Source organism: Pseudoxanthomonas sp. USHLN014 (genome assembly GCF_037153335.1).
Lineage (GTDB): Bacteria > Pseudomonadota > Gammaproteobacteria > Xanthomonadales > Xanthomonadaceae > Pseudoxanthomonas_A > Pseudoxanthomonas_A winnipegensis.
The window spans coordinates 127,138-149,012 of record NZ_JBBCKO010000004.1 but is presented as its reverse complement, the minus strand read 5'-3'; the positions used below and the strand labels follow the sequence as shown (position 1 = coordinate 149,012).

18 protein-coding genes are annotated in these 21,875 nt (G+C 70.5%); 15 read left to right on the top strand and 3 right to left on the bottom strand.

Annotated features, from left to right (window positions below; translation table 11 throughout):
• The first annotated feature begins 83 nt into the window (after nt 1-83).
• The 8 genes from potA (at nt 84) to WFQ05_RS09765 (ending at nt 10,391) form a co-directional block, all read left to right on the top strand.
• Nucleotides 84-1,226: a polyamine ABC transporter ATP-binding protein gene (potA, locus tag WFQ05_RS09800; RefSeq protein WP_337053654.1), complete on the top strand. Its 1,143-nt coding sequence runs from the start codon at nt 84-86 to the stop codon at nt 1,224-1,226.
• Nucleotides 1,223-2,173, top strand: coding sequence for an ABC transporter permease subunit (locus tag WFQ05_RS09795; protein ID WP_337053653.1), 951 nt, complete (start codon nt 1,223-1,225; stop codon nt 2,171-2,173). The genes potA and WFQ05_RS09795 overlap by 4 nt, the downstream gene beginning before the upstream one ends.
• Nucleotides 2,170-3,027 carry an ABC transporter permease subunit gene (locus WFQ05_RS09790; protein WP_337053652.1) on the top strand — a complete coding sequence of 286 codons (858 nt, stop codon included), beginning with the start codon at nt 2,170-2,172 and terminating at the stop codon, nt 3,025-3,027. Before WFQ05_RS09795 ends, WFQ05_RS09790 begins: the two co-directional genes overlap by 4 nt.
• Nucleotides 3,028-3,181: 154 nt before the next feature.
• Nucleotides 3,182-4,390, top strand: coding sequence for an HlyD family secretion protein (locus WFQ05_RS09785; protein ID WP_337053651.1), 1,209 nt, complete (start codon nt 3,182-3,184; stop codon nt 4,388-4,390).
• Entirely contained in the window at nt 4,387-5,964 is a 1,578-nt protein-coding gene (locus tag WFQ05_RS09780; RefSeq protein WP_337053650.1) for an MDR family MFS transporter, read from the top strand. Before WFQ05_RS09785 ends, WFQ05_RS09780 begins: the two co-directional genes overlap by 4 nt.
• Complete coding sequence (locus tag WFQ05_RS09775) at nt 5,960-7,480, top strand: efflux transporter outer membrane subunit (RefSeq protein WP_337053783.1); 1,521 nt, start codon at nt 5,960-5,962, stop codon at nt 7,478-7,480. Before WFQ05_RS09780 ends, WFQ05_RS09775 begins: the two co-directional genes overlap by 5 nt.
• Nucleotides 7,481-7,685: 205 nt before the next feature.
• Entirely contained in the window at nt 7,686-9,047 is a 1,362-nt protein-coding gene (locus tag WFQ05_RS09770) for an NAD-dependent succinate-semialdehyde dehydrogenase (protein WP_337053649.1), read from the top strand.
• A 60-nt stretch (nt 9,048-9,107) separates the two neighbouring features.
• The gene (locus WFQ05_RS09765; RefSeq protein ID WP_337053648.1) at nt 9,108-10,391 is read left to right on the top strand and encodes an NAD(P)/FAD-dependent oxidoreductase; all 1,284 of its coding nucleotides are present in this window, start codon (nt 9,108-9,110) and stop codon (nt 10,389-10,391) included.
• Between the two features lie 362 nt (nt 10,392-10,753).
• On the opposite strand, the gene WFQ05_RS09760 is transcribed toward WFQ05_RS09765, so the two are convergent.
• Both WFQ05_RS09760 and WFQ05_RS09755 read right to left on the bottom strand, forming a co-directional pair.
• Nucleotides 10,754-11,182 (bottom strand): type II toxin-antitoxin system death-on-curing family toxin, encoded by a 429-nt coding sequence (locus WFQ05_RS09760; RefSeq protein ID WP_337053647.1) that lies wholly within the window; start codon nt 11,180-11,182, stop codon nt 10,754-10,756.
• Between the two features lies 1 nt (nt 11,183).
• The gene (locus WFQ05_RS09755; RefSeq protein ID WP_130517776.1) at nt 11,184-11,405 is read right to left on the bottom strand and encodes an AbrB/MazE/SpoVT family DNA-binding domain-containing protein; all 222 of its coding nucleotides are present in this window, start codon (nt 11,403-11,405) and stop codon (nt 11,184-11,186) included.
• Between the two features lie 124 nt (nt 11,406-11,529).
• On the opposite strand from WFQ05_RS09755, the gene lexA reads away from it, so the two are divergent.
• The 7 genes from lexA (at nt 11,530) to WFQ05_RS09720 (ending at nt 19,411) form a co-directional block, all read left to right on the top strand.
• Nucleotides 11,530-12,135 carry a transcriptional repressor LexA gene (gene lexA / locus WFQ05_RS09750; protein WP_337053646.1) on the top strand — a complete coding sequence of 202 codons (606 nt, stop codon included), beginning with the start codon at nt 11,530-11,532 and terminating at the stop codon, nt 12,133-12,135.
• A 4-nt stretch (nt 12,136-12,139) separates the two neighbouring features.
• Nucleotides 12,140-12,790, top strand: a complete 651-nt coding sequence (gene imuA / locus WFQ05_RS09745) for a translesion DNA synthesis-associated protein ImuA (RefSeq protein WP_235871605.1) — start codon at nt 12,140-12,142, stop codon at nt 12,788-12,790.
• A 92-nt stretch (nt 12,791-12,882) separates the two neighbouring features.
• Nucleotides 12,883-14,313: a DNA polymerase Y family protein gene (locus tag WFQ05_RS09740; protein ID WP_337053644.1), complete on the top strand. Its 1,431-nt coding sequence runs from the start codon at nt 12,883-12,885 to the stop codon at nt 14,311-14,313.
• A gap of 37 nt (nt 14,314-14,350) precedes the next feature.
• A complete protein-coding gene (locus tag WFQ05_RS09735) occupies nt 14,351-17,617 on the top strand; it encodes an error-prone DNA polymerase (protein WP_337053643.1) in 3,267 nt (1,088 codons plus the stop codon).
• An 80-nt stretch (nt 17,618-17,697) separates the two neighbouring features.
• Nucleotides 17,698-18,213: an alpha-ketoglutarate-dependent dioxygenase AlkB gene (locus WFQ05_RS09730; protein WP_130533459.1), complete on the top strand. Its 516-nt coding sequence runs from the start codon at nt 17,698-17,700 to the stop codon at nt 18,211-18,213.
• Between the two features lie 327 nt (nt 18,214-18,540).
• Nucleotides 18,541-19,167, top strand: coding sequence for a hypothetical protein (locus tag WFQ05_RS09725; RefSeq protein WP_337053642.1), 627 nt, complete (start codon nt 18,541-18,543; stop codon nt 19,165-19,167).
• A gap of 85 nt (nt 19,168-19,252) precedes the next feature.
• Nucleotides 19,253-19,411, top strand: coding sequence for a hypothetical protein (locus WFQ05_RS09720; protein WP_337053641.1), 159 nt, complete (start codon nt 19,253-19,255; stop codon nt 19,409-19,411).
• 67 nt (nt 19,412-19,478) lie between these two features.
• On the opposite strand, the gene WFQ05_RS09715 is transcribed toward WFQ05_RS09720, so the two are convergent.
• Nucleotides 19,479-21,821, bottom strand: a complete 2,343-nt coding sequence (locus WFQ05_RS09715) for a GH92 family glycosyl hydrolase (protein ID WP_337053781.1) — start codon at nt 21,819-21,821, stop codon at nt 19,479-19,481.
• Between the last annotated feature and the right edge of the window lie 54 nt (nt 21,822-21,875).

The window sequence follows — 21,875 nt, the reverse complement described above, 5'->3', positions numbered from 1 at the left end:
AGGCGTGATCCGCCCGTCGCCCGCATGATCCACCCACGGCGGCCGGTACCGCGCAGGCATCCAACAGCGACGAAGGCAGCGAGATGGCGGCAGGGGAACAGCAGGTGGTCGCGTCGGGATCCGGCCCTGCGCCGGGGGCGGAGGGCTACCTGCGCCTGGAGGGCGTGCGCAAGGACTTCGATGGCGTCCTGGCCGTGGACGAGATCGACCTGTCCATCCGCAAGGGCGAGCTCTTCGCCCTGCTGGGCGGCTCGGGCAGCGGCAAGTCCACGCTGCTGCGCTGCCTGGGCGGGTTCGAGACGCCCAGCGCCGGCAGGATCTTCCTCGATGGCCAGGAGCTGGGCGCGCTGCCGCCGTACGAGCGGCCGATCAACATGATGTTCCAGTCCTATGCGCTGTTCCCTCACATGACGGTGGAGCAGAACATCGCCTTCGGCCTCAAGCAGGACCGCATCCCTAAGCGCGAGATCGCCCGGCGCGTGGAGGAGATGCTCGCGCTGGTGCGGCTGGACGGCCTGGCCAGGCGCAGGCCGCACCAGCTCTCCGGCGGGCAGCAGCAGCGCGTGGCGCTGGCGCGCTGCCTGGCCAAGGGGCCCAAGCTGCTGCTGCTGGACGAGCCGATGGGCGCGCTGGACCGCAAGCTGCGCACGCAGATGCAGCTGGAGCTGGTGTCGATCATCGAGAAGACCGGCGTGACCTGCGTGATGGTCACCCACGATCAGGAAGAGGCCATGACCATGGCCAGCCGCATCGCGCTGATGGAGGCCGGCCGCATCCGCCAGGTCGGCACGCCCGATGAGATCTACGAGCAGCCGGCCAGCCGCTTCGCCGCCGGCTTCATCGGTTCGGTCAACATGATCGAGGCGGTGATCGACCAGGACCACGCCGAATTCGTCACCCTGCGTGCGCCGCAGCTGGCCACCGACATCTATGTGGGCCACGGCATTTCCGGCTTCGCAGGCCAGGCGGTGTGCTTCGCCGTGCGGCCGGAGAAGCTGGGCATCGGCAAGGAGGAACCGACGCAGCCGTACAACAAGGCCCGCGGCGTGATCGAGGACATCGCCTACTACGGCAGTCACTCGGTCTATCACGTCAGGCTGCCCAGCGGTCTGGTCGTCCTGGCGCACTTCGCCAACGTGCAGCGCTGGGCCAGCGAGGGCCTGACCTGGGGCGATCCGGTCTGGGTGTGGTGGGGCGACCACGATGGCGTGGTGCTGACCCAATGAGCGCGCCGGCCTGGCTGACGCGGCTGCGCCAGCGCACGCCCGGCCCGCGCTGGGGTGTGATCGGCCTGCCGTATCTGTGGCTGCTGGTGTTCTTCGCCGTTCCGTTCCTGATCGTGCTGAAGATTTCCTTCGCCAGGCTGGCCATCGCCATGCCGCCGTACACGTCGATCCTGGACATGGACGGTGCGCAGGTCGCGCTCAGGCTGGACCTGTCCAACTACCTGCAGCTGGGTGCGTTGCGCAACGGCTATATCGCCGCCTACTTGAGCTCGCTGAAGATCGCCGCCATCGCGACGCTGCTGGCGCTGCTGATCGGCTATCCGATGGCCTATGTCATCGCGCGCTTGCCGCCGGCCTCGCGCCATATCGCGGTGATGCTGGTGGTGCTGCCGTCGTGGACCTCGTTCCTGGTCCGCGTCTATGCCTGGATCGGCCTGCTCAAGAGCAGCGGGCCGGTCGGACGGCTGCTGGAGCAGCTGGGCGTGATCGATGCGCTGCAGGCGATAGGCTGGATCGAGGGCCGGCAGATCCTGTACACGCCGCTGGCCGCCTACATCGGCATCGTCTACTGCTATCTGCCCTTCATGGTGCTGCCGCTTTACACCAACCTGGTCAAGCACGACCCGCGGCTGCTCGAGGCGGCCTACGACCTGGGCGCGCGTCCGTGGAAGGCGTTCGTCAGGATCACTCTGCCGCTGTCGCGCGCCGGCATCGTCGCCGGCTGCATGCTGGTGATGATCCCGGCGGTGGGCGAGTTCGTGATCCCCGAGCTGCTCGGCGGCCCGGACACGCTGATGATCGGCCGGGTGCTGTGGAACGAGTTCTTCGCCAACCGCGACTGGCCGCTGGCCTCGGCGGTGGCCATCGCGATGCTGGCGCTGCTGATGATCCCGATCCTGATCTTCCACCGCGTCCAGCAGCGCCAGCTCGAGGGCAGGCTGACGTGAGCGCGGCTGGTCGCGCGCGCTGGCCCGCCCGGATCGTGCTCGGACTGGGCTTTTCGTTCCTCTATCTGCCGGTGCTGTTGCTGATGCTGTGGAGCTTCAACCGCTCGCGGCTGGCCACGGTGTGGGCGGGGTTCTCGTTCAAGTGGTATGGCGAGCTGCTGGGCGACGCGTCGATCCTGGAGGCGGCCTGGGTGAGCCTGCGCATCGCCTTCTGGACGGCCACCGCCGCGGTGGTGCTGGGCACGCTGGCCGCGCTGGCGATGACGCGCCTGCGCCGCTTTCCGGGCAGGACGCTGTTCGGCGGGCTGATCGCCGCGCCGCTGGTGATGCCCGATGTGATCATCGGCCTGTCGATGCTGCTGATGTTCGTCTCGCTGGGCGAGGTGTTCCATTTCCAGCCCAAGGGCATGGTCTCGATCTGGATCGCGCACACCACCTTCTCGCTGGCCTTCGTCGCCGTGGTGGTGTCCTCGCGCATGGCCGAGCTGGACAGGTCTCTGGAAGAGGCGGCGATGGACCTGGGCGCCAACCGGGTCAAGGTGTTCTTCCTGATCACCTTGCCGATCATCGCCCCGGCGCTGGTCTCGGGCTGGCTGCTGGCCTTCACTCTGTCGCTGGACGACGTGGTGATCGCCAGCTTCGTCTCCGGCCCCGATTCGACCACGCTGCCGATGAAGGTGTTCTCCTCGGTGCGGCTGGGGCTGAGCCCCAAGATCAATGCGCTGGCGACGCTGATGATCGTGGCGGTGTCGCTGTGCGCGTGCCTGGGCTGGTGGCTGATGTCGCGCGGCGAACAGCGCCGCAAGCGGGACCGGCAGCTGGCGCTGCAGGGTGGGGACCACGGGCGGAGTTGACAGTAAGTGGGACTGCGGGTTTCACTTTCACGGCGTCGTGAGGCCCCGGTGCTCTAGCCTCCACGCAGACGTGCATGGCCCCGAACGCTTGCGCCGCAGATCGCGGGCACAAGCGCTGGGGCATGGCCCCCACCTTCGCGCGCAGGAACCTGCCTTGAGCCAACACGACGATCCCGACCGCGGCCAGGACGGCCGTGCGCAGCCCCCCGCCGACGGGGACGATCCGCAGGGCCGGCAGGATCCGCCCAAGCCTTCGCCGCTGAAGAATCCCAAGGTGCGCTGGACGCTGATCCTCATCGGCGTGGTGGTGCTGATCGCGCTGATCGTCTGGCTGATCTATCACCTGCTCATCGGGCGCTATCTGCAGGAGACCAACGATGCCTATCTGCAGGCCGACGCGGTGGCCGTGGCGCCGCGCGTCAACGGCTATGTCACCAAGCTGCTGGTCGAGGACCACGCCTGGGTCAAGGCGGGGCAGCCGCTGATCGAGATCGATGGCCGCACCTACACCGCGCAGCTGGAGCAGGCCCAGGCCGCCGTGGCCGTACGCCAGGCCGACATCGCCGCCGCGCAGGCGGCCATCGAGGGCCATCGCGCGCAGCTGGTGCAGGCGCGCAGCCAGGCCGCCTCGGCGCAGGTGCAGCTGAAGTTCGCCAAGGCCGAGGTGGCGCGCTTCACGCCGCTGGCCGCCTCCGGTGCCGACACCCACGAGCATCTGGAGAGCCTGCGCCAGCAGCGCGATCAGGCCCAGGCGCAGTTCGATGCCGCCCAGGCGCAGATCGTCGGCGCGCAGAGCCAGATCGCCGCGGGCGAGGCGCAGCTGGAGCAGGCCAAGGCCGGGCTGCAGCAGGCCCAGGCCAATGTCGACCAGGCCAACGTGGCGGTGGGCGATACGCATCTGAAGGCGCCCATCGACGGGCGCGTGGGCGATCGCACCGTGCAGGTCGGCCAGTTCCTGGCCGCCGGCACGCGCACGATGACCATCGTGCCGGTGGAGTCGCTGTACCTGACGGCCAACTTCAAGGAGACCCAGGTCGGGCTGATGCGCCCGGGCCAGCCGGTCGAGATCGAGGTCGACGCGCTGTCGGGGGTGACCCTGCATGGCCACGTGGAGAGCCTGTCGCCCGGCACCGGCTCGCAGTTCGCGCTGCTGCCGCCGGAGAACGCCACCGGCAACTTCACCAAGGTCGTCCAGCGCGTGCCGGTGCGCATCCGCGTCGACGCCGGCGAGCAGGCGCGCAAGGTGCTGGTGCCCGGCATGTCGGTGACCGCCACGGTCGATACGCGTTCGGCCAAGGGCGCCAAGGACCAGGCGCAGGACGAGGCCGACCGTCTCGACGCCCGGGACACCTCCAAGCCGTGAGCGCCACCGGCGCCAGCGTGGGCGCTCGGCCGGCCGGCGCGCAGAAGGCCGACGCCGGGGCGTGGCTGGCGGTGGCCGCCGGCACGATCGGCTCGTTCATGGCCACCCTGGACATCTCCATCGTCAACGCGGCCCTGCCGACCATCCAGGGCGAGGTCGGCGCCAGCGGCACCGAGGGCACGTGGATCTCCACGGCGTATCTGGTCAGCGAGATCGTGATGATTCCGCTGACCGGCTGGTTCGTGCGCACGCTGGGGCTGCGCAACTTCCTGCTGATCTGCGCGCTGGCCTTCACCGCGTTCTCGGTGATGTGCGGGCTGTCGACCTCGCTGCCGATGATGATCGTCGGCCGCGTCGGCCAGGGCTTCGCCGGCGGTGCGCTGATCCCCACCGCACTGACCATCGTCGCCACGCGCCTGCCGCCGTCGCAGCAGACCATGGGCACGGCGCTGTTCGGCATGACGGTGATCATGGGACCGGTGATCGGCCCGCTGCTGGGCGGCTGGCTGACCGAGAACGTGAGCTGGCACTACGCCTTCTTCCTCAACGTGCCGGTGTGCGCGGGCCTGGTGGCGCTGCTGCTGCTCGGGCTGCAGCACGAGCAGGCGCGCTGGGCCGGCCTGCTGGAGGCCGACTGGCTGGGCATCTTCGGCCTGACCGCCGGCCTGGGCGGGCTGACGGTGGTGCTGGAGGAGGGGCAGCGCGAGCGCTGGTTCGAATCGGAATTCATCCTGTGGCTGTCGGCGCTGTCGCTGGTGGGCTTCGCCGCGCTGCTGGCGACCCAGTTCCTGCGGCACGAGCCGGTGATCCAGCTCAAGGTGCTGCTCAATCGCAGCTTCAGCGCCGTGTTCGTGATGATGCTCGCGGTGGGCATGATCCTGTTCGGCGTGATGTACATGATCCCGCAGTTCCTGGCCATGGTCTCGGGCTACAACACCGAGCAGTCCGGCTATGTGCTGCTGCTGGGCGGCGTGCCCACGGTGATCCTGATGCCGTTCATGCCCAAGCTGCTGGGCACGGTGGACGTGCGCGTGCTGGTGATCGGCGGGCTGCTGTGCTTCGCCGCGGCGTGCTTCATCAATATCGACCTGACCTCCTACAGCGTGGGCAAGACCTTCGTCGCCGGCCAGCTGCTGCAGGGCTGCGGGCTGGCGCTGGCGATGATGGCGCTCAACCAGGCGGCGATCAGCTCGGTGCCCAAGGACCTGGCCGGCGATGCCTCGGGCTTGTTCAACGCCGCGCGCAACCTGGGTGGCTCGATCGGCCTGGCGCTGATCTCCACCTTCCAGGAGCGGCGCATGACCTATCACACCCAGGTCTTGGGCAGCTCGGTCACGGCCAACTCGCCGCTGGGCCAGGACTACGTGCACCAGCTCACCGGCGCCCTGCATGCCGCCGGTGGCGATGCCGCGATGCAGGCCATCGGCGCCCTGGCGCGGATGGTGCAGCTGCAGGCGCTGGTGATGACCTACAACGACCTGTTCTGGATCTTCGGCGTCATCGTGGTGTGCTCGATCCCGCTGGCCTTCCTGCTCAAACCGCTGCCCAAGGGGACGCAACTTGCGATGCATTGACGCCCGCCGCGCCGCGCGCGCATCCCTGACCGTGCTGGTGCCGGCCCTGCTGGCCGGCTGCGTGCTCGGCCCCGACTACGTACGCCCGGAGGTGGCGCCCGAGGCCGTGCAGGCGCCGCGCCTGCATCGCGCCGACGCGGCGGGGGTGGTCAGCGCGCCGCCGCCCAGCCAGTGGTGGCGCGAACTGCACGATCCGCAGCTGGACTGGCTGATCGACACCGCGCTGCGCCAGAGCCCCAACCTGCGCGCGGCCGATGCGCGGGTGCAGGCCTCGCGCGGGCTGTTCGCCCAGCGCCGCGCCGAACGCCTGCCGCAGGTCGGCGCGATCGGGGCCTACGCGCACGTCAAGGCGCCGGATTCGATCCAGCACGACATCCGCGACGGGGCCGCCGGCATCGCCCAGGCCACCGACCCGGCCACCGGTGCGGCGGTCGAACAGGCGGCGCGCGACCTCGATCTGGACAGCGATCTGTACCTGGCCGGCTTCGACGCCAGCTGGGAGCTGGACTTCTTCGGCCGCCGCCGTCGCGCCGCCGAAGGCGCCGCGGCGCAGGCCGAGGCCGCGCAGGCGCAGCTGGCCGATGCGCAGGTGCGCCTGGCCGCCGAGATCGCGCAGGTCTATCTCAACTATCGCGGCCTGCAGGCGCGCATCGCCCTGGGCCAGGACGCCGTGCGCGATGCGCAGCAGGCGCTGGACCTCACCACCCAGCGCCGCGCGCACGGGGCGGACTCGGACCTGCAGGTCGAACGCGCCCGTGGCCAGCTGCAGCAGGACCAGGCGCGGCTGCTGCCGCTGCAGGCCCAGCGCAGCGAGGCGCTGGACCAGCTGGCCTTGATGGTCGGGCAGGTGCCCGGTTCGCTCGATGCGCGCCTGGCGCCGGTCGTGCCGCTGCCGGCGCTGCCGGCGCAGGTGAAGGTGGACGACCCGGCTGCTGTGATACGCCGTCGCCCGGACGTGCGCCAGGCCGAGCGCGAGCTGGCCGGCGCCAACGCCCAGATCGGCGAGGCGCTGTCGGGCTATTTCCCGCAGGTCACGCTGATGGGCAACCTGGCCGCGGTGGCGACCAAGCCCAGCGAGCTCAATGCCGATTCGGCCGCCACGCTGGTGGCGCCGTTCCTGCGCTGGTCGATCTTCGATTTCGGCCGCATCAAGGCGCAGGTCGCCCAGGCCCGCGCCGGCACCGAAGGCCGCGCCGCCGCTTACGAGAACACCGTGCTGGCCGCGCTGCAGGATGCCAACACCGCGCTGTCCAACTTCGGCTCGGCGCGCCAGCAGCTGCTGGTGGCGGTGCAGGCCCAGGCCTCGGCCGACCGCGCCGCCGTGCTGATGCAGCAGCGACGCGCGGCGGGCGCCTCCTCGCAGATCGACCTGCTGGACGTGCAGCGCCAGCAGCGCAGCGCCCGCGACAGCGCGGCCCAGGCGCAGGTGCAGCTGCTGGTGGACTACGTGGCCCTGCAGAAGAGCCTGGGCCTGGGCTGGCAGGACGCACCGCAGCCGGGCATCGCGGCGCGCTGAGTCGCGGGGGGCTAAGTCATGGGGGGCTGGGTGGGAGCCGCGCAGGGGCCGGGGCCGCGGGGTCGGGGGGGCTGGGGGGGGCGCGGTCGCGGCCCTGCGGGGCATGGGCGGCTCCCACCAGGAGCGGAGCGAAGCAGCGGCGACGGCTGGGTAACGCGCATCGGCGGATGATGGCGTGCTGTCTTGATGCTTCGCGGAGTCGCGCATGTCTACTGAAGTCCCCAATCCCTACACCGGCCAGATCGAGCACCGTCAGACGCTGATGGGCTCCAACACCGTGGAGGCGGCGCTGCACGCGGCCCAGGCCGCGTTCCCCGAATGGGCCCAGCGCTCCATCGAGGCGCGGGCGGACGTCCTGCATGCGGTCGCCGCGGCGCTGCGCGAGCGGCGCGAGACCTTCCAGGCGCTGATGACGGCCGAGATGGGCAAGCTGAAGAAGGAAGCCCTGGCCGAGGTCGACAAGTGCGCCGACGCCTGCGACTACTACGCCGACCACGCCGCGCACTACCTGAAGCCCGAGCCGATCCAGACCGAGGCGCGCTCCAGCTACGTGCGCTACGAACCGATCGGCTGCGTGTTCGCGGTGATGCCGTGGAACTTCCCCATCTGGCAGGTGTTCCGCTTCCTGGCGCCGACCCTGATGGTCGGCAACACCGCGCTGCTCAAGCACGCCACCAACGTGCCGCGCTGCGCCGATGCCATCGCCGAGGCGTTGCGCGCCGGCGGCGTGCCCGAGGGCGTGTTCGGCGTGCTGCACATCGACAACGATCAGGCCGCCCAGGTCATCCGCGATCCGCGCGTGGCCGCGGTCACGCTGACCGGCTCCGAGCGCGCGGGCCGCTCCATCGCCGCCACCGCCGGCAGCGTGCTGAAGAAGTGCGTGATGGAGCTGGGCGGCAGCGATGCCTTCGTGGTGCTCGACGATGCCAACCTGGACAAGACGGTCGCCGCGGCGGTGAAGGGCCGCTTCGACAACGCCGGCCAGACCTGCATCGCGGCCAAGCGCTTCATCGTGGTCGATGCGATCGCCGAGCGTTTCGTGCAGCGCTTCGTCGAGGCCGCCGGCCAGCTGCGCACCGGCGATCCCAACGACGAGGCCACCACGCTGGCGCCGATGGCGCGCCAGGATCTGCGCGACGAACTGCACAAGCAGGTTGCTGCCAGCGTCGCCGATGGCGCCACCGTGCTGCTCGGCGGCCAGCCCGGGCCCGGCCATGCCGATTACCCCGCAACCATCCTGGATCACGTCAAGGCTGGCATGCCGGCTTACGCGGAGGAGTTGTTTGGTCCGGTGGCCAGCATCCTGCGGGTGCACGACGAGGCCGAGGCCGTGCGCGTGGCCAACGACACCAGTTTCGGCCTGGGCGGCAGCGTGTGGACGGCCGATGCCGCGCGTGGCGAGCGCGTGGCCCAGCAGTTGCAGTCCGGGGCGGCCTTCGTCAATGCCATTGTCAAGTCCGACGTGCGCCTGCCGTTCGGCGGCACCAAGCGCTCGGGCTTCGGTCGCGAACTGGCCAACCACGGCATGCACGAGTTCACCAACATCAAGAGCATCTACGTGAGCTGATCCGGCGCGCATGCCCGCATGCGATGATCGCGGGCACCAAGCACGTCGGGAAAGTGGGGCATGCCAGGGAACAGGCACCAGATCGCGGTGATCGGCTATGGCACCGCCGGCCAGGCGGCGGCCGCATTGCTGGCCGCGGACGGGCATCAGGTGCATGTCTTCGAACAGGCGCCGGTGCTGGGGCCGGTGGGCGCCGGCTTCCTGCTGCAGCCCACGGGGCTGCAGGTGCTGTGGGAGATGGGTCTGTTGCCGCAGGCCCTGGCGCATGGGCGCCGCATCGATCGTCTGTATGGCGAGACGCCGGCGGGGCGCGCGGTCATGGACATGCGCTATGCGCATCTGGATCGGCGTCTGTTCGGGCTGGGCATGCAGCGCGGGGCGCTGTTCGCGCTGCTGGCGCAGGCGTGGGACGGCTACGGCGGCGTGCACTGCGGCACGCGCATCGTCGAGATCAGCCAGGACACGCGCCGCGTGCGCGAGGCCTCGGGCCAGTGGCATGGGCCGTTCGATCTGGTGATCGCCGCCGATGGCGCGGGCTCGGCGCTGCGCCGGCACACGCAGGGCGTGCGCTCGAAGGCCGCCTATCCGTGGGGCGCGCTGTGGTGCCTGGTGCCGCAGGACGACTGGGCCTGGCCGCATGAGCTGCGCCAGCGCTACGTGGCCGCGCGCAAGATGATCGGCATGCTGCCGGTCGGGACGCGTCCGGGCGATGACACGCCGCGCCTGAGCTTCTTCTGGAGCCTGCCGGCCGATGGATTCGCGGCCTGGGAGCAGGCGGGGATGCCGGCCTTCCGGCAGGAGGTCGCGGCGCTGTGGCCGCAGGCCGATGCGCGACTGCACCCGCTTGAGGCCTGTGGCCAGCTGGCGCGCGCTGGCTATCGCGATGCCGTGGTCCACACCTGGCATCGGGACCGTCTGCTGCTGATGGGCGATGCGGCGCACGCGATGAGTCCGCAGCTGGGGCAGGGCGTCAACATGGCGCTGATGGATGCCGCCGCGCTGCGCGATGCCTTGCGCGCCGAAGCCGACCTTCCCGCCGCGCTGGCCCGCTATCAGCAGCGCCGCCGCGCGCATGTGGGCCTCTATCAGTTCTGGAGCCGCTGGCTGACGCCGCTGTTCCAGTCCGACCGCGACCGGGTGGCCAAGCTGCGCGATCTCGCCTTCCTCCGGCTGGGCCGGATGCCAGGCGGGCGCGGCCACATGCTGCGCGTGCTCAGCGGCCTTCAGCATGGCCTGTTCGGGAAGCTGGCCTTGCCCGATGCCTTTCTGCTGGCGTTGGCGTGCGATGGATTGCAGGTGGTACCGGAAGCGCCCTCTGGCTTGGAACTGGCCGACGGCGGCTGAGTTCCGCTGCAAACTCCCTACCGTCATTCCCGCGAAGGCGGGAAGTGCTTTTCGGCAGACGCATGTCTGACCATCCAGTGGCTTTCTCGCATACGGCTGAAGACGTTGGATTTCCTGGCGCTCTCAACGCGTGGGCGTTACTGGCTTCGGAACGGCAGCGGTCCGGCGGCCGGTGTCCGCTTTTCCCTCGGTCAGGGCATCCTGCCCTGCCTTAAGGCGCTCGGCTTCTACCTCGCTCGTCGCGGCCACCGCCCGCCGGCGCGCTGCCTCGTGCGTGGCGTCGGAAGACTTCGGGTCGAGAGTCAAAGAATTCCCCATCCATTCTTCGCGGAGCCTCGCCACGGTCGGGTACTGCGTGGTCATCAACCGCCGTAACGCGCCTCAGGCTCGTGGAGCTGGCTGCCGGGCTTGGGCGTCAGGTGCTTGCGGATCCAGTCGGCGAAGGCGGCTTCGGCCAGGGCGCCATCGGCCAGGCCGAGCATGGCGATGTACTTGTCTTCGTCGCGGGCCTGCAACTCCACGCCGTTGAGGACCAGGAACACGCGGTAGCAGACATGGGCGGTGCGCTTGTTGCCGTCCACGAATGGGTGGTTGCGGGCCAGCCCGAACGCCAGGCTGGCGGCCAGCGCGGCCAGGTCCGGAGGTGGATCGCCGTAGCCGAACAGCTGCTGGGGGCGGGCCAGGGTCGCATCGAGCAGGGCGTCGTCGCGCACACCGCCGCTGCCGCCGTGCTCGGCCAGTTGGCGGTCGTGGATGGCCAGCACCAGGGCCCGGGTCATCCGGACGATCATCTCACTGCGCCAGTTTGTGCAGCACCGTGCGGTCCTCGCGCATGATCCGCTCGGCCACTTCCATCTGTGCGGCCAGGGTCGGGTCGAAGACGGTGAGCTTGATGCCGTCCGGAGTTTCCAGGGCGTAGAGCGTGTCGCCCTTTTCCAGGCGCAGGCGGGCCAGCAGGTCCTTGGGCAGGATGACGCCGGCCGAATTGCCGACGGTGGTGATCTTGAGCTTCATGGTTGTGTGCTCGAGGTTATAACGATGGTTATATTCCGATAGGTTTGGATAGAAAGGCAAGGCCAAGCGAGGACTTTGCCGTATCTCGCCCCGTGCGACGCGAGAGGTGTACAAATGTCCACCCATGGACCCCCTGACCCCTCAACGCGCCGCCGTCCTGGCCTATCTGAAGGCCCAGGCATTGCGCGGTCACGCGCCCAGCCTGGCGGAGATCGCGGCTGAATTCGGCTTTTCCTCGCGCAATGCCGCGCACAAGCACGTCCAGGCGCTGGCCGAGGCGGGCCTGATCCAGCTGCGCGCGGGGCAGAAGCGCGGGATCCGGCTGCCCGAGGCCGCGCGCCGCGATGCGCTGCTGGCGCTGCCGGTGCTGGGCCGGGTCGCCGCCGGCGTGCCGATCGGCGCGGATATCGGCCTGGACGAACAACTGCTGCTGGATGCCGGCGTGTTCTCGCTGCGGCCGGACTATCTGCTGCGCGTGCAGGGCGATTCGATGATCGACGACGGCATCCTCGACGGCGACCTGGTGGGCGTGCATCGCAGCGCCGAGGCGCGCGACGGGCAGATCGTGGTGGCGCGCATCGAGGGCGAGTTGACCATCAAGCGCCTGGAGCGGGGCAGGCACCAGTTGCGCCTGCTGCCGCGCAATCCGGCGCATGCGCCGATTGAGGTGCCGGCCGGGGCGGACTTCGCCATCGAAGGCCTGTACTGCGGCCTGGTGCGCAGGGGTTGAGGCCGTGGCCGAGGTGCCACGTCGTGCGTTGTCGGCGGTGCCGGCCCCGGGCCTGCCGCTGGACGAGCTGCTGGCCGCGCGCACGGTCTGGCGGGCCGGGCGCGGCGGCGCCCCGCGCCATGACGGCGAGCCCACCGGCCATGCCGCGCTGGACGCACTGCTGCCCACCGCCGGCTGGCCGCGCAAGGCCTTGACCGAGCTGCTGCTGCCGGCCGACGGCATCGGCGAGATCGCCCTGCTGCTGCCCACGCTGGCGCGCCTGACCAGCGCCGGTGAGCGCGTGGCGCTGATCGCCCCGCCGTACATCCCTTACGCACCGGCCTGGCAGGGCCGTGGGGTGGATCTGGCGCAGCTGGAGGTGGTCGACGCGGCGCCGCGCGATGCGCTGTGGGCCTTCGAGCAGTGCCTGCGCAGCGGCGCCTGCGCGGCCGTGCTGGGCTGGCCGCAGGCGGCCGACGAGCGCGCGCTGCGCCGCCTGCAGGTGGCCGCCGACAGCGGCGACTGCTGCGGCTTCGCCCTGCGCGAGGCGCGCCATGCGCTCAACGCCTCGCCGGCCGCGCTGCGCCTGGAGTACCGCAGCGAGGAGGGCGCCTGGCGCGTGCGCAAGTGTCGCGGCGGCCAGGTGCCGGCCCAGCCGCTGCGGCTGGTGCATTGAGGCGTGGCCATGCCATCGCATCGACCGCTGCCGTGGAATCCGGCTCCCCGACCCGACGCTGACGCGGCGCCCTGCGCGCGGGCGGTGCGCTGATGCTGTGGGCCTGCATCCTGTTGCCGCACCTGGCCATGGACACGGTGCTCCGGCGCCTGCCCGAGGACGAGCGCGCCGCGCCGCTGGTGCTGGTCGAAGGCCCGGCGCAGCTGCGCCGGCTGCATTCGGTCAACGCCGCCGCCGCCCAGGCCGGGCTGACGCCGGGCATGCGCCTGTCGGCCGCGCACGCGCTGCTGGCACAGGTGCGCACGGTGGATTTCGATGCGCAGGACCAGGCGCGCAGCCAGCGCTTCCTGGCCAGTTGGGCCTATCGGCACAGCTCGCTGGTCAGCCAGCAGTGGCCGCATGCGATCGTGCTGGAGGCGCGCGCCAGCTTCCGCCTGTTCGGGCCGTGGCCGCGCTTCGCCCGCCGCCTGCGCGAGGAGCTGGATACGCTCGGCTTCCGCCATCGCCTGGCGCTGGCGCCCACGCCGCGCGCGGCGCAGGTGCTGGCCGGGCGCGAGGACGGCCTGGCCATTGCCCGCCCCGAGCGCCTGCAGCAGGTGCTCGACGCGGTGCCGGTGCGCGCCGCGCACCTGCCCGAGGACAGCGGCGAGCGCCTGCACCGCATGGGTCTGCACACGCTGGCCGCGCTGCGCGCACTGCCGCGCGACGGGCTGCGGCGGCGCTTCGGTCTGGCCCTGCTCGAACACCTGGATCGCCTGTACGGGCAGGCCGACGACCCGCTGGACTGGTACGCACCGCCGGACCACTTCGACGCGCGCGTGGAGATGGGCTACGAGGTGGAGAACCACATGGCGCTGCTGTTCCCGCTGCGCCGTCTGGTCGGCGATCTGTGCACCTATCTGTCGATCCGCGACGGCGGCGTGCAGCGTTTCGTGCTGCGGCTGGAGCACGAGCAGGGCCACAGCGATGTGGACGTCGGCCTGCTGGCGCCCGAGCGTAACCAGGCGCTGCTGTTCGAACTGGCGCGCAACCGCCTGGAGCGCGTGGCCATCGATCGGCCGGTGGTGGGCCTGCGCCTGCTGGCGCGGCAGCTGCCGCCGTTCGTGCCGGCGGTGCGCGACCTGTTCGACACCCGCCCGCAGCAGGCGCTGGACTGGCCGCAGCTGCGCGAGCGCCTGCGCGCGCGGCTTGGCGATGCGGCCGTCTACCGGGTCGAACCGGCCGGCGATCCGCGCCCGGAAAAGGCCTGGCGCCGCGCCCTGGGCGATGCGCCGACGCGCGGCGTGGAGACCGCCCCGGCGCGTCCGCCGCGCCCGGCCTGGCTGCTGCCGCAGCCGGTGGCCCTGCATGGCCCGGCGCGGATCATCTCCGGCCCCGAACGCCTGGAAAGCGGCTGGTGGGACCAGGGCGATGCGCGCCGCGACTACTACGTGGTGGAAACCGCGCGCGGCCAGCGTGCCTGGGCGTTCCAGCCGGCCGGCGTGCGCGACGCGCCGTGGATGCTGCATGGGTGGTTCGGATGAGGCGGGGCGTGAGTGGAAAGCTGCGGGAGAGAGGGCGATGAGTTGGGATGACGCGGTCGATGGGGTGGATCGGGATACGCCGGGCGGGCGCATGCCGCGCGCCTGGCGCACGGCCCAGCGCCTGCGCACGGCGGCCAACGACGATGCGCCGCAGGGCGTCGCCGCAGACGGCCTGCCGGCCTATGCCGAGCTGCACTGCCTGTCGGATTTCTCGTTCCTGCGCGGGGCCTCGGATGCCACGGCACTGTTCGAACGCGCCAAGGCCTGCGGCTACAGCGCGCTGGCGATCACCGACGAATGCTCGCTGGCCGGCATCGTGCGCGGTTGGGAAGGCGCACGGGCCACCGGCGTCGGCCTGATCGTCGGCAGCGAGTTCGCGCTGGTCGATGGCACCCGGTTCGTGCTGCTGGTGGAGACGCGCGCCGGCTACACCCAGCTGTGCGCGCTGATCACCACCGCGCGGCGCGCGGCCAGCAAGGGCCGTTACACCCTGACGCGTGCCGATGTGGAGGCGCAGTTCCACGCAGCGGCGCCCGAACTGTTCGCCCTGTGGCTGCCCGGCGCGCAGCCGCAGGCGCAGGACGGGCGCTGGCTGCAGCAGGTGTTCGGCGAGCGCGCCTATCTGGCGGTGGAACTGCTGCGTGACGGCGACGACGACGCGCGGCTGGCCGCGCTGCTGGCGCTTTCCCGGCAGTTGGGCATGACGCCCTTGGCCAGCGGCGATGTGCACATGGCCACCCGCCGCGAGCGCGTGCTGCAGGACACGATCACCGCGATCCGTCACACCGTGCCGCTGGCCGAGGCCGGCGCGCTGCTGTTCCGCAACGGCGAGCGCCACCTGCGCTCGCGCCGGGCGCTGGGCAACATCTATCCGGCGGCACTGCTCGAGGCGACGGTGGACCTCGCCCGGCGCTGCAGCGGCTTCGACCTCAAGCGCGATGTGAAGTACGACTACCCGGCCGAGCTGGTGCCGGCCGGGCATACCGCGACCAGCTATTTGCGCGAGTTGACCGAGGCCGGAATCCGCACGCGCTGGGCCGAGCGCGGCCTGACGCTCTCGGACAAGGTGCGGGGCGATATCGAGCAGGAGCTGGCGCTGATCGAGGAGCTGAAGTACGAAGCCTTCTTCCTGACCGTGCATGATGTGGTGCGCTTCGCCAAGTCGCAGGGAATCCTGTGCCAGGGGCGCGGCTCTTCGGCCAACTCCGCCGTGTGCTACGCACTGGGCATCACCGCGGTGGACCCGGACGAGAATCGCCTGCTGATCTCCCGCTTCCTGTCCAAGGCGCGCAACGAGCCGCCCGATATCGACGTCGATTTCGAACACGAGCGGCGCGAGGAGGTCATCCAGTACGTCTACCGCAAGTACGGTCGCGCGCGTGCGGCGCTGGCGGCCACGGTCATCAGCTACCGCGGCAAGAGCGCGGTGCGCGAGGTGGCCAAGGCCTTCGGCCTGCCGCCGGACCAGATCGCGCTGCTGGCCAACTGCTTCGGCTGGGGCAATGGCGACACGCCGATGCAGCAGCGGCTGGAGGAGGTCGGCTTCGACACCGCCAATCCGCTGATCGTGAGGATTCTGGCCCTCACCTGCATGCTCGAAGGCAAGCCGCGCCACCTGTCCCAGCACGTCGGCGGCTTCGTCATCGCCGAGCAGACCCTGTCCACCGTGGTGCCGGTGGAGAACGCGGCCATGGCCGACCGCACCATCATCCAGTGGGAGAAGGACGACCTGGAGACCATGGGCATGCTCAAGGTCGACTGCCTGGCGCTGGGCATGCTGACCTGCATCCGCAAGACGCTGGACCTGATCCGCATACACCGCGGGCGCGATCACGACATCGCCAGTGTCCCGTCCAACGACAAGCCCACCTACGACATGATCCAGCTGGCCGACACGGTCGGCGTGTTCCAGATCGAATCGCGCGCGCAGATGGCCATGCTGCCGCGGCTCAAGCCCGCCAAGTTCTACGACCTGGTGATCGAGGTGGCGATCGTGCGCCCCGGGCCGATCCAGGGCGACATGGTCCATCCCTATCTGCGCCGGCGTCAGGGGCTGGAGCAGCCCACCTATCCGTCCGAGGGCGTCGAGGAGATCCTCGGGCCGACGCTGGGCGTGCCGCTGTTCCAGGAGCAGGTGATGGAGCTGGTGATCCATGCCGGCTATCAGCCGGACGAGGCCGACGGCCTGCGCCGCTCGATGGCCGCCTGGCGACGCGGCGGCGACATGGAGCCGCACCGCGTGCGCATCCGCCAGCTGATGGAGGACAAGGGCTACGCGCCGGCGTTCATCGACCAGATCTTCGACCAAATCAAGGGCTTCGGCTCGTATGGCTTCCCGCAGAGCCACGCGGCCTCCTTCGCCAAGCTGGTCTACGTCAGCTGCTGGCTCAAACGGCACGAGCCGGCGGCCTTCGCCTGTGGCCTGTTGAACGCGCAGCCGATGGGGTTCTATTCGCCCAGCCAGATCGTGCAGGACGCGCGCCGCGGCAAGGCCGCGCGCCAGGCTGTCACCGTGCTGCCGGTGGACGTGCTGCACAGCGACTGGGACAACACCCTGGTCGGCGGAAGGCCGTGGCGCAGCGCGGACGATCCGGGCGAGCAGCCGGACATCCGCCTGGGCTTCCGCCAGGTGGCCGGCCTGTCCGAGGCCACCGGCAAGGCGATCATGGCCGCGCGCGCGCAGCGCGCCTTCGCCGATCTCGAAGACCTGTGCCTGCGCGCCGGCCTGGACGAGAAGGCCCGCACCGCGCTGGCCGAAGCCGGCGCGCTGCGCTCGCTGGTCGGTCACCGCAATGCCGCGCGCTGGGCGGTGGCCGGGGTCGAGCGTCGTCGCCCGCTGCTGCCCGGCAGCCCGCGCGAACAGGCCGTCGCGCTGCCGGCGCCGCGCATCGGTCAGGACATCACCGCCGACTACCGCAGCGTCGGCCTGAGCCTGGAGGCGCATCCGATGGCGCTGCTGCGCGGGCGCATGCGCGCCCAGCGCATCCTCGGCCTGCGTGAGCTGCAGGACCGGCCCAGCGGCAGCGGCGTGCACGTGGCCGGGCTGGTCACCCAGCGCCAGCGCCCGGCCACGGCCAAGGGCACCATCTTCGTCACGCTCGAGGACGAGCAGGGCATGATCAACGTGATCGTCTGGCCGCACCTGGCGATGCGCCGGCGGCGCGCGCTGCTGGAGTCGCGGCTGCTGGCCGTGCGCGGGCGCTGGGAGCGCGTGGACGGGGTCGAACACCTCATCGCCGGCGACCTGCGCGACCTGAGCGAGATGCTCGGCGAGCTGGCGCTGCCCTCGCGGGATTTCCATTGAACGCGCGCTCGGCCCATCCGTACGTCGGCGACCTGTTCGCGCCCGCGCCGCTGACGGTGTTTGACGACGCCGAGGGCGGCATGCGCTACTGGCCCGACGTGGTCGATCCGGCCACCGCCGCGCGCTGGTTCGACGCCCTGCGCGAGGGCGCCCACTGGAAACACGAGCGCCGCCCGATGTACGACCGCATCGTCGATGTGCCCCGTCTGCGCGCCGGCTACCGGCTGGACGATCTGCCACCGCAGCTGCCGCTGGCCGACATGCTGGCCCTGGTGCAAGCGCGCGTGCCGGCGCCGTACACCGGGGTGGGCATGAACTTCTATCGCGACGGCCGCGACAGCGTGGCCATGCACCACGACAAGCTGCACACGCTGGTCCCCGGTCAGCCGATCGCGCTGGTCTCGCTGGGCGGCACCCGGCGCATGCACATCCGCGCCCTGCACGGCCGCCGCCGCACCTTCGCCCTCGACCTGGCCCCGGGCAGCCTGCTGGTGATGAGCCATGCCAGCCAGCTCACTCACGAGCACGGCATTCCCAAGACCGATGCGGCGGTGGCGCCGCGCATGAGCGTGGTGTTCCGCGCGCGGCCGGACTGAGAACTGCGTCAAGCGCATTGCGTGCGGTGTGCAACGCCTGAGTCCCCCGGCTGGCAGCCCGGGAATGCCGCTGTTTCTTCGGCAAGCGTGACGTACATGCACTTGTCAACTCGATCACGTTGGTAATTCGGGATATCCGTTTCAGAAAGCGCTTGCAGCACCGTCTTGGCCGATCTAAACAGGCGCACGCGATCCGCAAAGGCTCGCCAGGAACAGGGGCGTTACATGCACGGCTTGAAGCAGCACCATCGCCTCCGGCGCGCCGGGGGTGCGTCAGCTTCCGTTGGCGATCGCCTGGCCTTGGCGTATCGCCAGGAAGGCTTTGCCGTGCGTGCCGCGCCGCTGCCCGCCGATGGCCCGCAGCAGCCCGACGCCGCCCTGCTGCTCAGCCGCGGCGGGCAGACCGTGCTGGTCCATGCCTACGGCTCGGTCCATGGCGCGCAGGCGCAGGCCGCCGTGCAGCAGCTGGCCACCGACGGTTTCACCCAGGGTGCGACGCGGGGCGAGCTGATCGCCGCTGCCGGCTTCACCGTGGCGGCCTACCAGGCCGCGCTGCGTCTGGGTCAGATCACGCTGTGCGAAGACGCCGCGCGCGCCGCGCTGCTCGATGCCCCTGTCGAGGACACGCCTGTCGCCACGCTCGCCCGCACGCCCGGTCGTCCGGGCCTGGCGTTGCGCGCTGCCATCAGCTGCGGTGGCGCGGCGATGGCCCTGGTCCTGGTGCTGGCCGCCATGCCGGGCCTGCGCGGTCAGATGCAGGACCTGCTGCACCGTCCCGCGTCCGCGCCGGCCATGGCCACCCCGATCGCGGCCAGCGACTGGGTGGCACCGGCCGGATCGCGCTCTGGCGCGCTGGAGCTGGGCGGCACGCTCGCTCCGTCCATGGCCCAGGCCCAGTCGATGACCGCGCCGCTGCCGGCCAACTTCAATCAGGCACTGGCCGCGCGGCTCTAGGCCTCGCGCCTCCTCCGTCACGCGATGGCGTGACGTCCACGCCCCTGCATGCAGTCTGTTGCGGACAGCCCTTTAGGAGCGCCGCATGCCGACCCTGCCCAACGACCCCATCCCGCCGTCCGACATGGATCCGCGCGTGGACGATCCGCCGCCGTTGCCCGCCCCGTCGCGGCATGACGGCCAGGAAGAGGGCGACCCCGCCGTCGACGAACCGCTCGCACCGGGCCATCCGCAAGGCGCTTGAGACCGCGCACAACGAAAGAAGGGCGGGTCCTGCGACCCGCCCTTCGTCTTGCTCTGACCTGGAGTTCTTACTGCGAAGACATCGAGTAGGGCAGCTTGCCCAGGTCGGTGGCCCAGGTCGTGTTCGGCTGGGCCTGCATGGTGAAGCGTAGTTCGCCGCCGGCCATGATCTGCGCGTGGGTGAGGTAGGCGCGGTCCAGCGGCTTGCCGTTCAACAGCACGCTGCCGACGTAAGGATGTGCGGCATCCAGTCCGTCGGCGATCACGGTGAAGCGCTTGCCGCCTTCCAGGTTGAGCGTGGCGCGCGGCAGGAACGGCCGGCCGATGATGTACTGGTTGCTGCCCGGCGTGACCGGGTAGAAGCCCAGCGCGGTGAACACGTACCAGGCCGACATCTGGCCCAGATCGTCGTTGCCGGCCAGCCCGTCGGGCGTGGCCTTGTACTGGGTGTCCATGATCTGCTTCAGCCGCTGCTGCGTGCGCCAGGGCTGGCCGGCGTAGGCGTAGAGATAGGCCACGTGGTGGCCGGGCTCGTTGCCGTGCGCGTACCAGCCGATCAGGCCGGTGATGTCCTCCATGTGCTCGAACACCTTCGGGTCCACCTTGGCATCGAAGGCCGCGTCCAGCTTGCCCAGCAGCGCGTCGGCGCCGCCATGCGCCTTGACCAGCCCGGCCACGTCCTGCGGCACGTACCACGAGTACTGCCAGGCGTTGCCTTCGGTGTAGTCGGTGCCGTAGCCGCTGGCGGTGGGATCGAACGGCTCGCGGAAGGATCCGTCGCGCTTGCGCGCGCGCATGAAGCCGGTGGCCGGGTCGAAGGCGTGCTTCCAGTTGCCGGCGCGCTTGTCGAACTCGGCGGTGATGCCGGTGTCGCCCATGTCGCGCGCGACCTGGGCGATGGTCCAGTCGTCGAAGGCGTATTCCAGCGTCTTGGAGGCCGCTTCGCCTTCCTCGTCGATCGGCACATAGCCCAGCTCGCGGTACTGGGCGATGCCGTCGTAGGGGCCGTAGTTGGCGCTGGCGACCATCGCCTCCAGCGCCTGGCGCGTGTCGTAGCCGCGGATGCCCTTCATGTAGGCATCGGCGATCACCGGGACGGCGTGGTAGCCGATCATGCACCAGGTCTCCAGGCCGTTGAACGCCCAGATCGGCAGGATCCCGTACGGGCTCTCGCGCCGCGCGGCCAGCAGCGAGTTGACGATGTCGTTGGTGTGCGCGGCAGGCTGGACGATCGTCAGCAGCGGATGCAGCGCGCGATAGGTATCCCACAGCGAGAAGGTCGAATAGTTGGTCCAGCCCTTGGCCTGGTGCACGGCGTTGTCCGGGCCGCGATAGCGGCCATCGACGTCCATGAACAGCGTCGGCCCGAGGAAGGTGTGATACAGCGCGGTGTAGAACTGCGTGCGCTGGACCGGCGTGCCCTGCGCCTGCACCGCGGCCAGCGCCGTGGCCCAGGTCTGCCTGGCCACGTCGCGCACGCCGTCGAAGTCCCAGCCGGGCACTTCGGCATCGAGATTGGCGATGGCGTTCTCTTCGCTGACCGGCGAGATCGCCAGCTTGACCAGCAGCGGGCCGCCCGCATTGCCCACATCGAAGCTGGCGACCAGCTGGCGGCCCTCGATCTGCGCGCGCTGGCCCGGAGCCTTGTCGGCCGGCGGGGCGAAGCCCTTGTAGATCACGTCCTGCTCGGTGTCGTTGAGCGTGTGGCCGGTCAGGGGCTTGGAAAACCGCATGGCGAAATACAGCTGGCGGCCGGGCGCCCAGCCGCGCGTCTCGCGGAAACCCGTCACCGTGCCGTCCGCGCGCAGCCGCACGCGCGACCACAGCACCTTGCCTGGGTAGTCGTACATGCTGGTGCGCATGTCCAGGATCACGTGCCCGGGCTTGCCCTTGGGGAAGGTGTAGCGGTGCACGCCCACGCGCGCGGTGGTGGTCAGCTCGGCGCGCACGCCGGCATCGTCCAGGGTCACGGCGTAATAGCCGGGCTGGGCGGTCTCGGTCTGGTGGCGGAAGCGCGAGGTGAAGCCGCTGCCGGGCTTGTCGATGTCGCCGCGCTCCAGCTTGACCTCGCCGGTGGAGGGCATCAGCAGGAAGTCGCCCAGGTCCGAATGTCCGGAGCCGGAGAAGTGCGTATGCGAGAAGCCCACGATGGTGCTGTCGCTGTGGCGGTAGCCCGCCGCCCAGCCATAGCCGTCCTTGCGCGACTTGATCTGGGTATCGGGCGAAAGCTGCACCATGCCGAAGGGCAGGGTGGCGCCGGGAAAGGTGTGGCCCTCGCCGCCGCTGCCGATGAAGGGATCGACCGCATCGAACGCCGCCTGCTCGGCTGGCGTCAGCCGTTGCGCGGCGGTGCCCGACAGCGGCAGTGCCGCCAGCAGACCGGCCAGCCCCAGGACGCCGACATGCCGCATCAGCGCCGAGCGCTGGGTGGACAGGTTTCGCATTGCTCATGGACCCCATTGCGA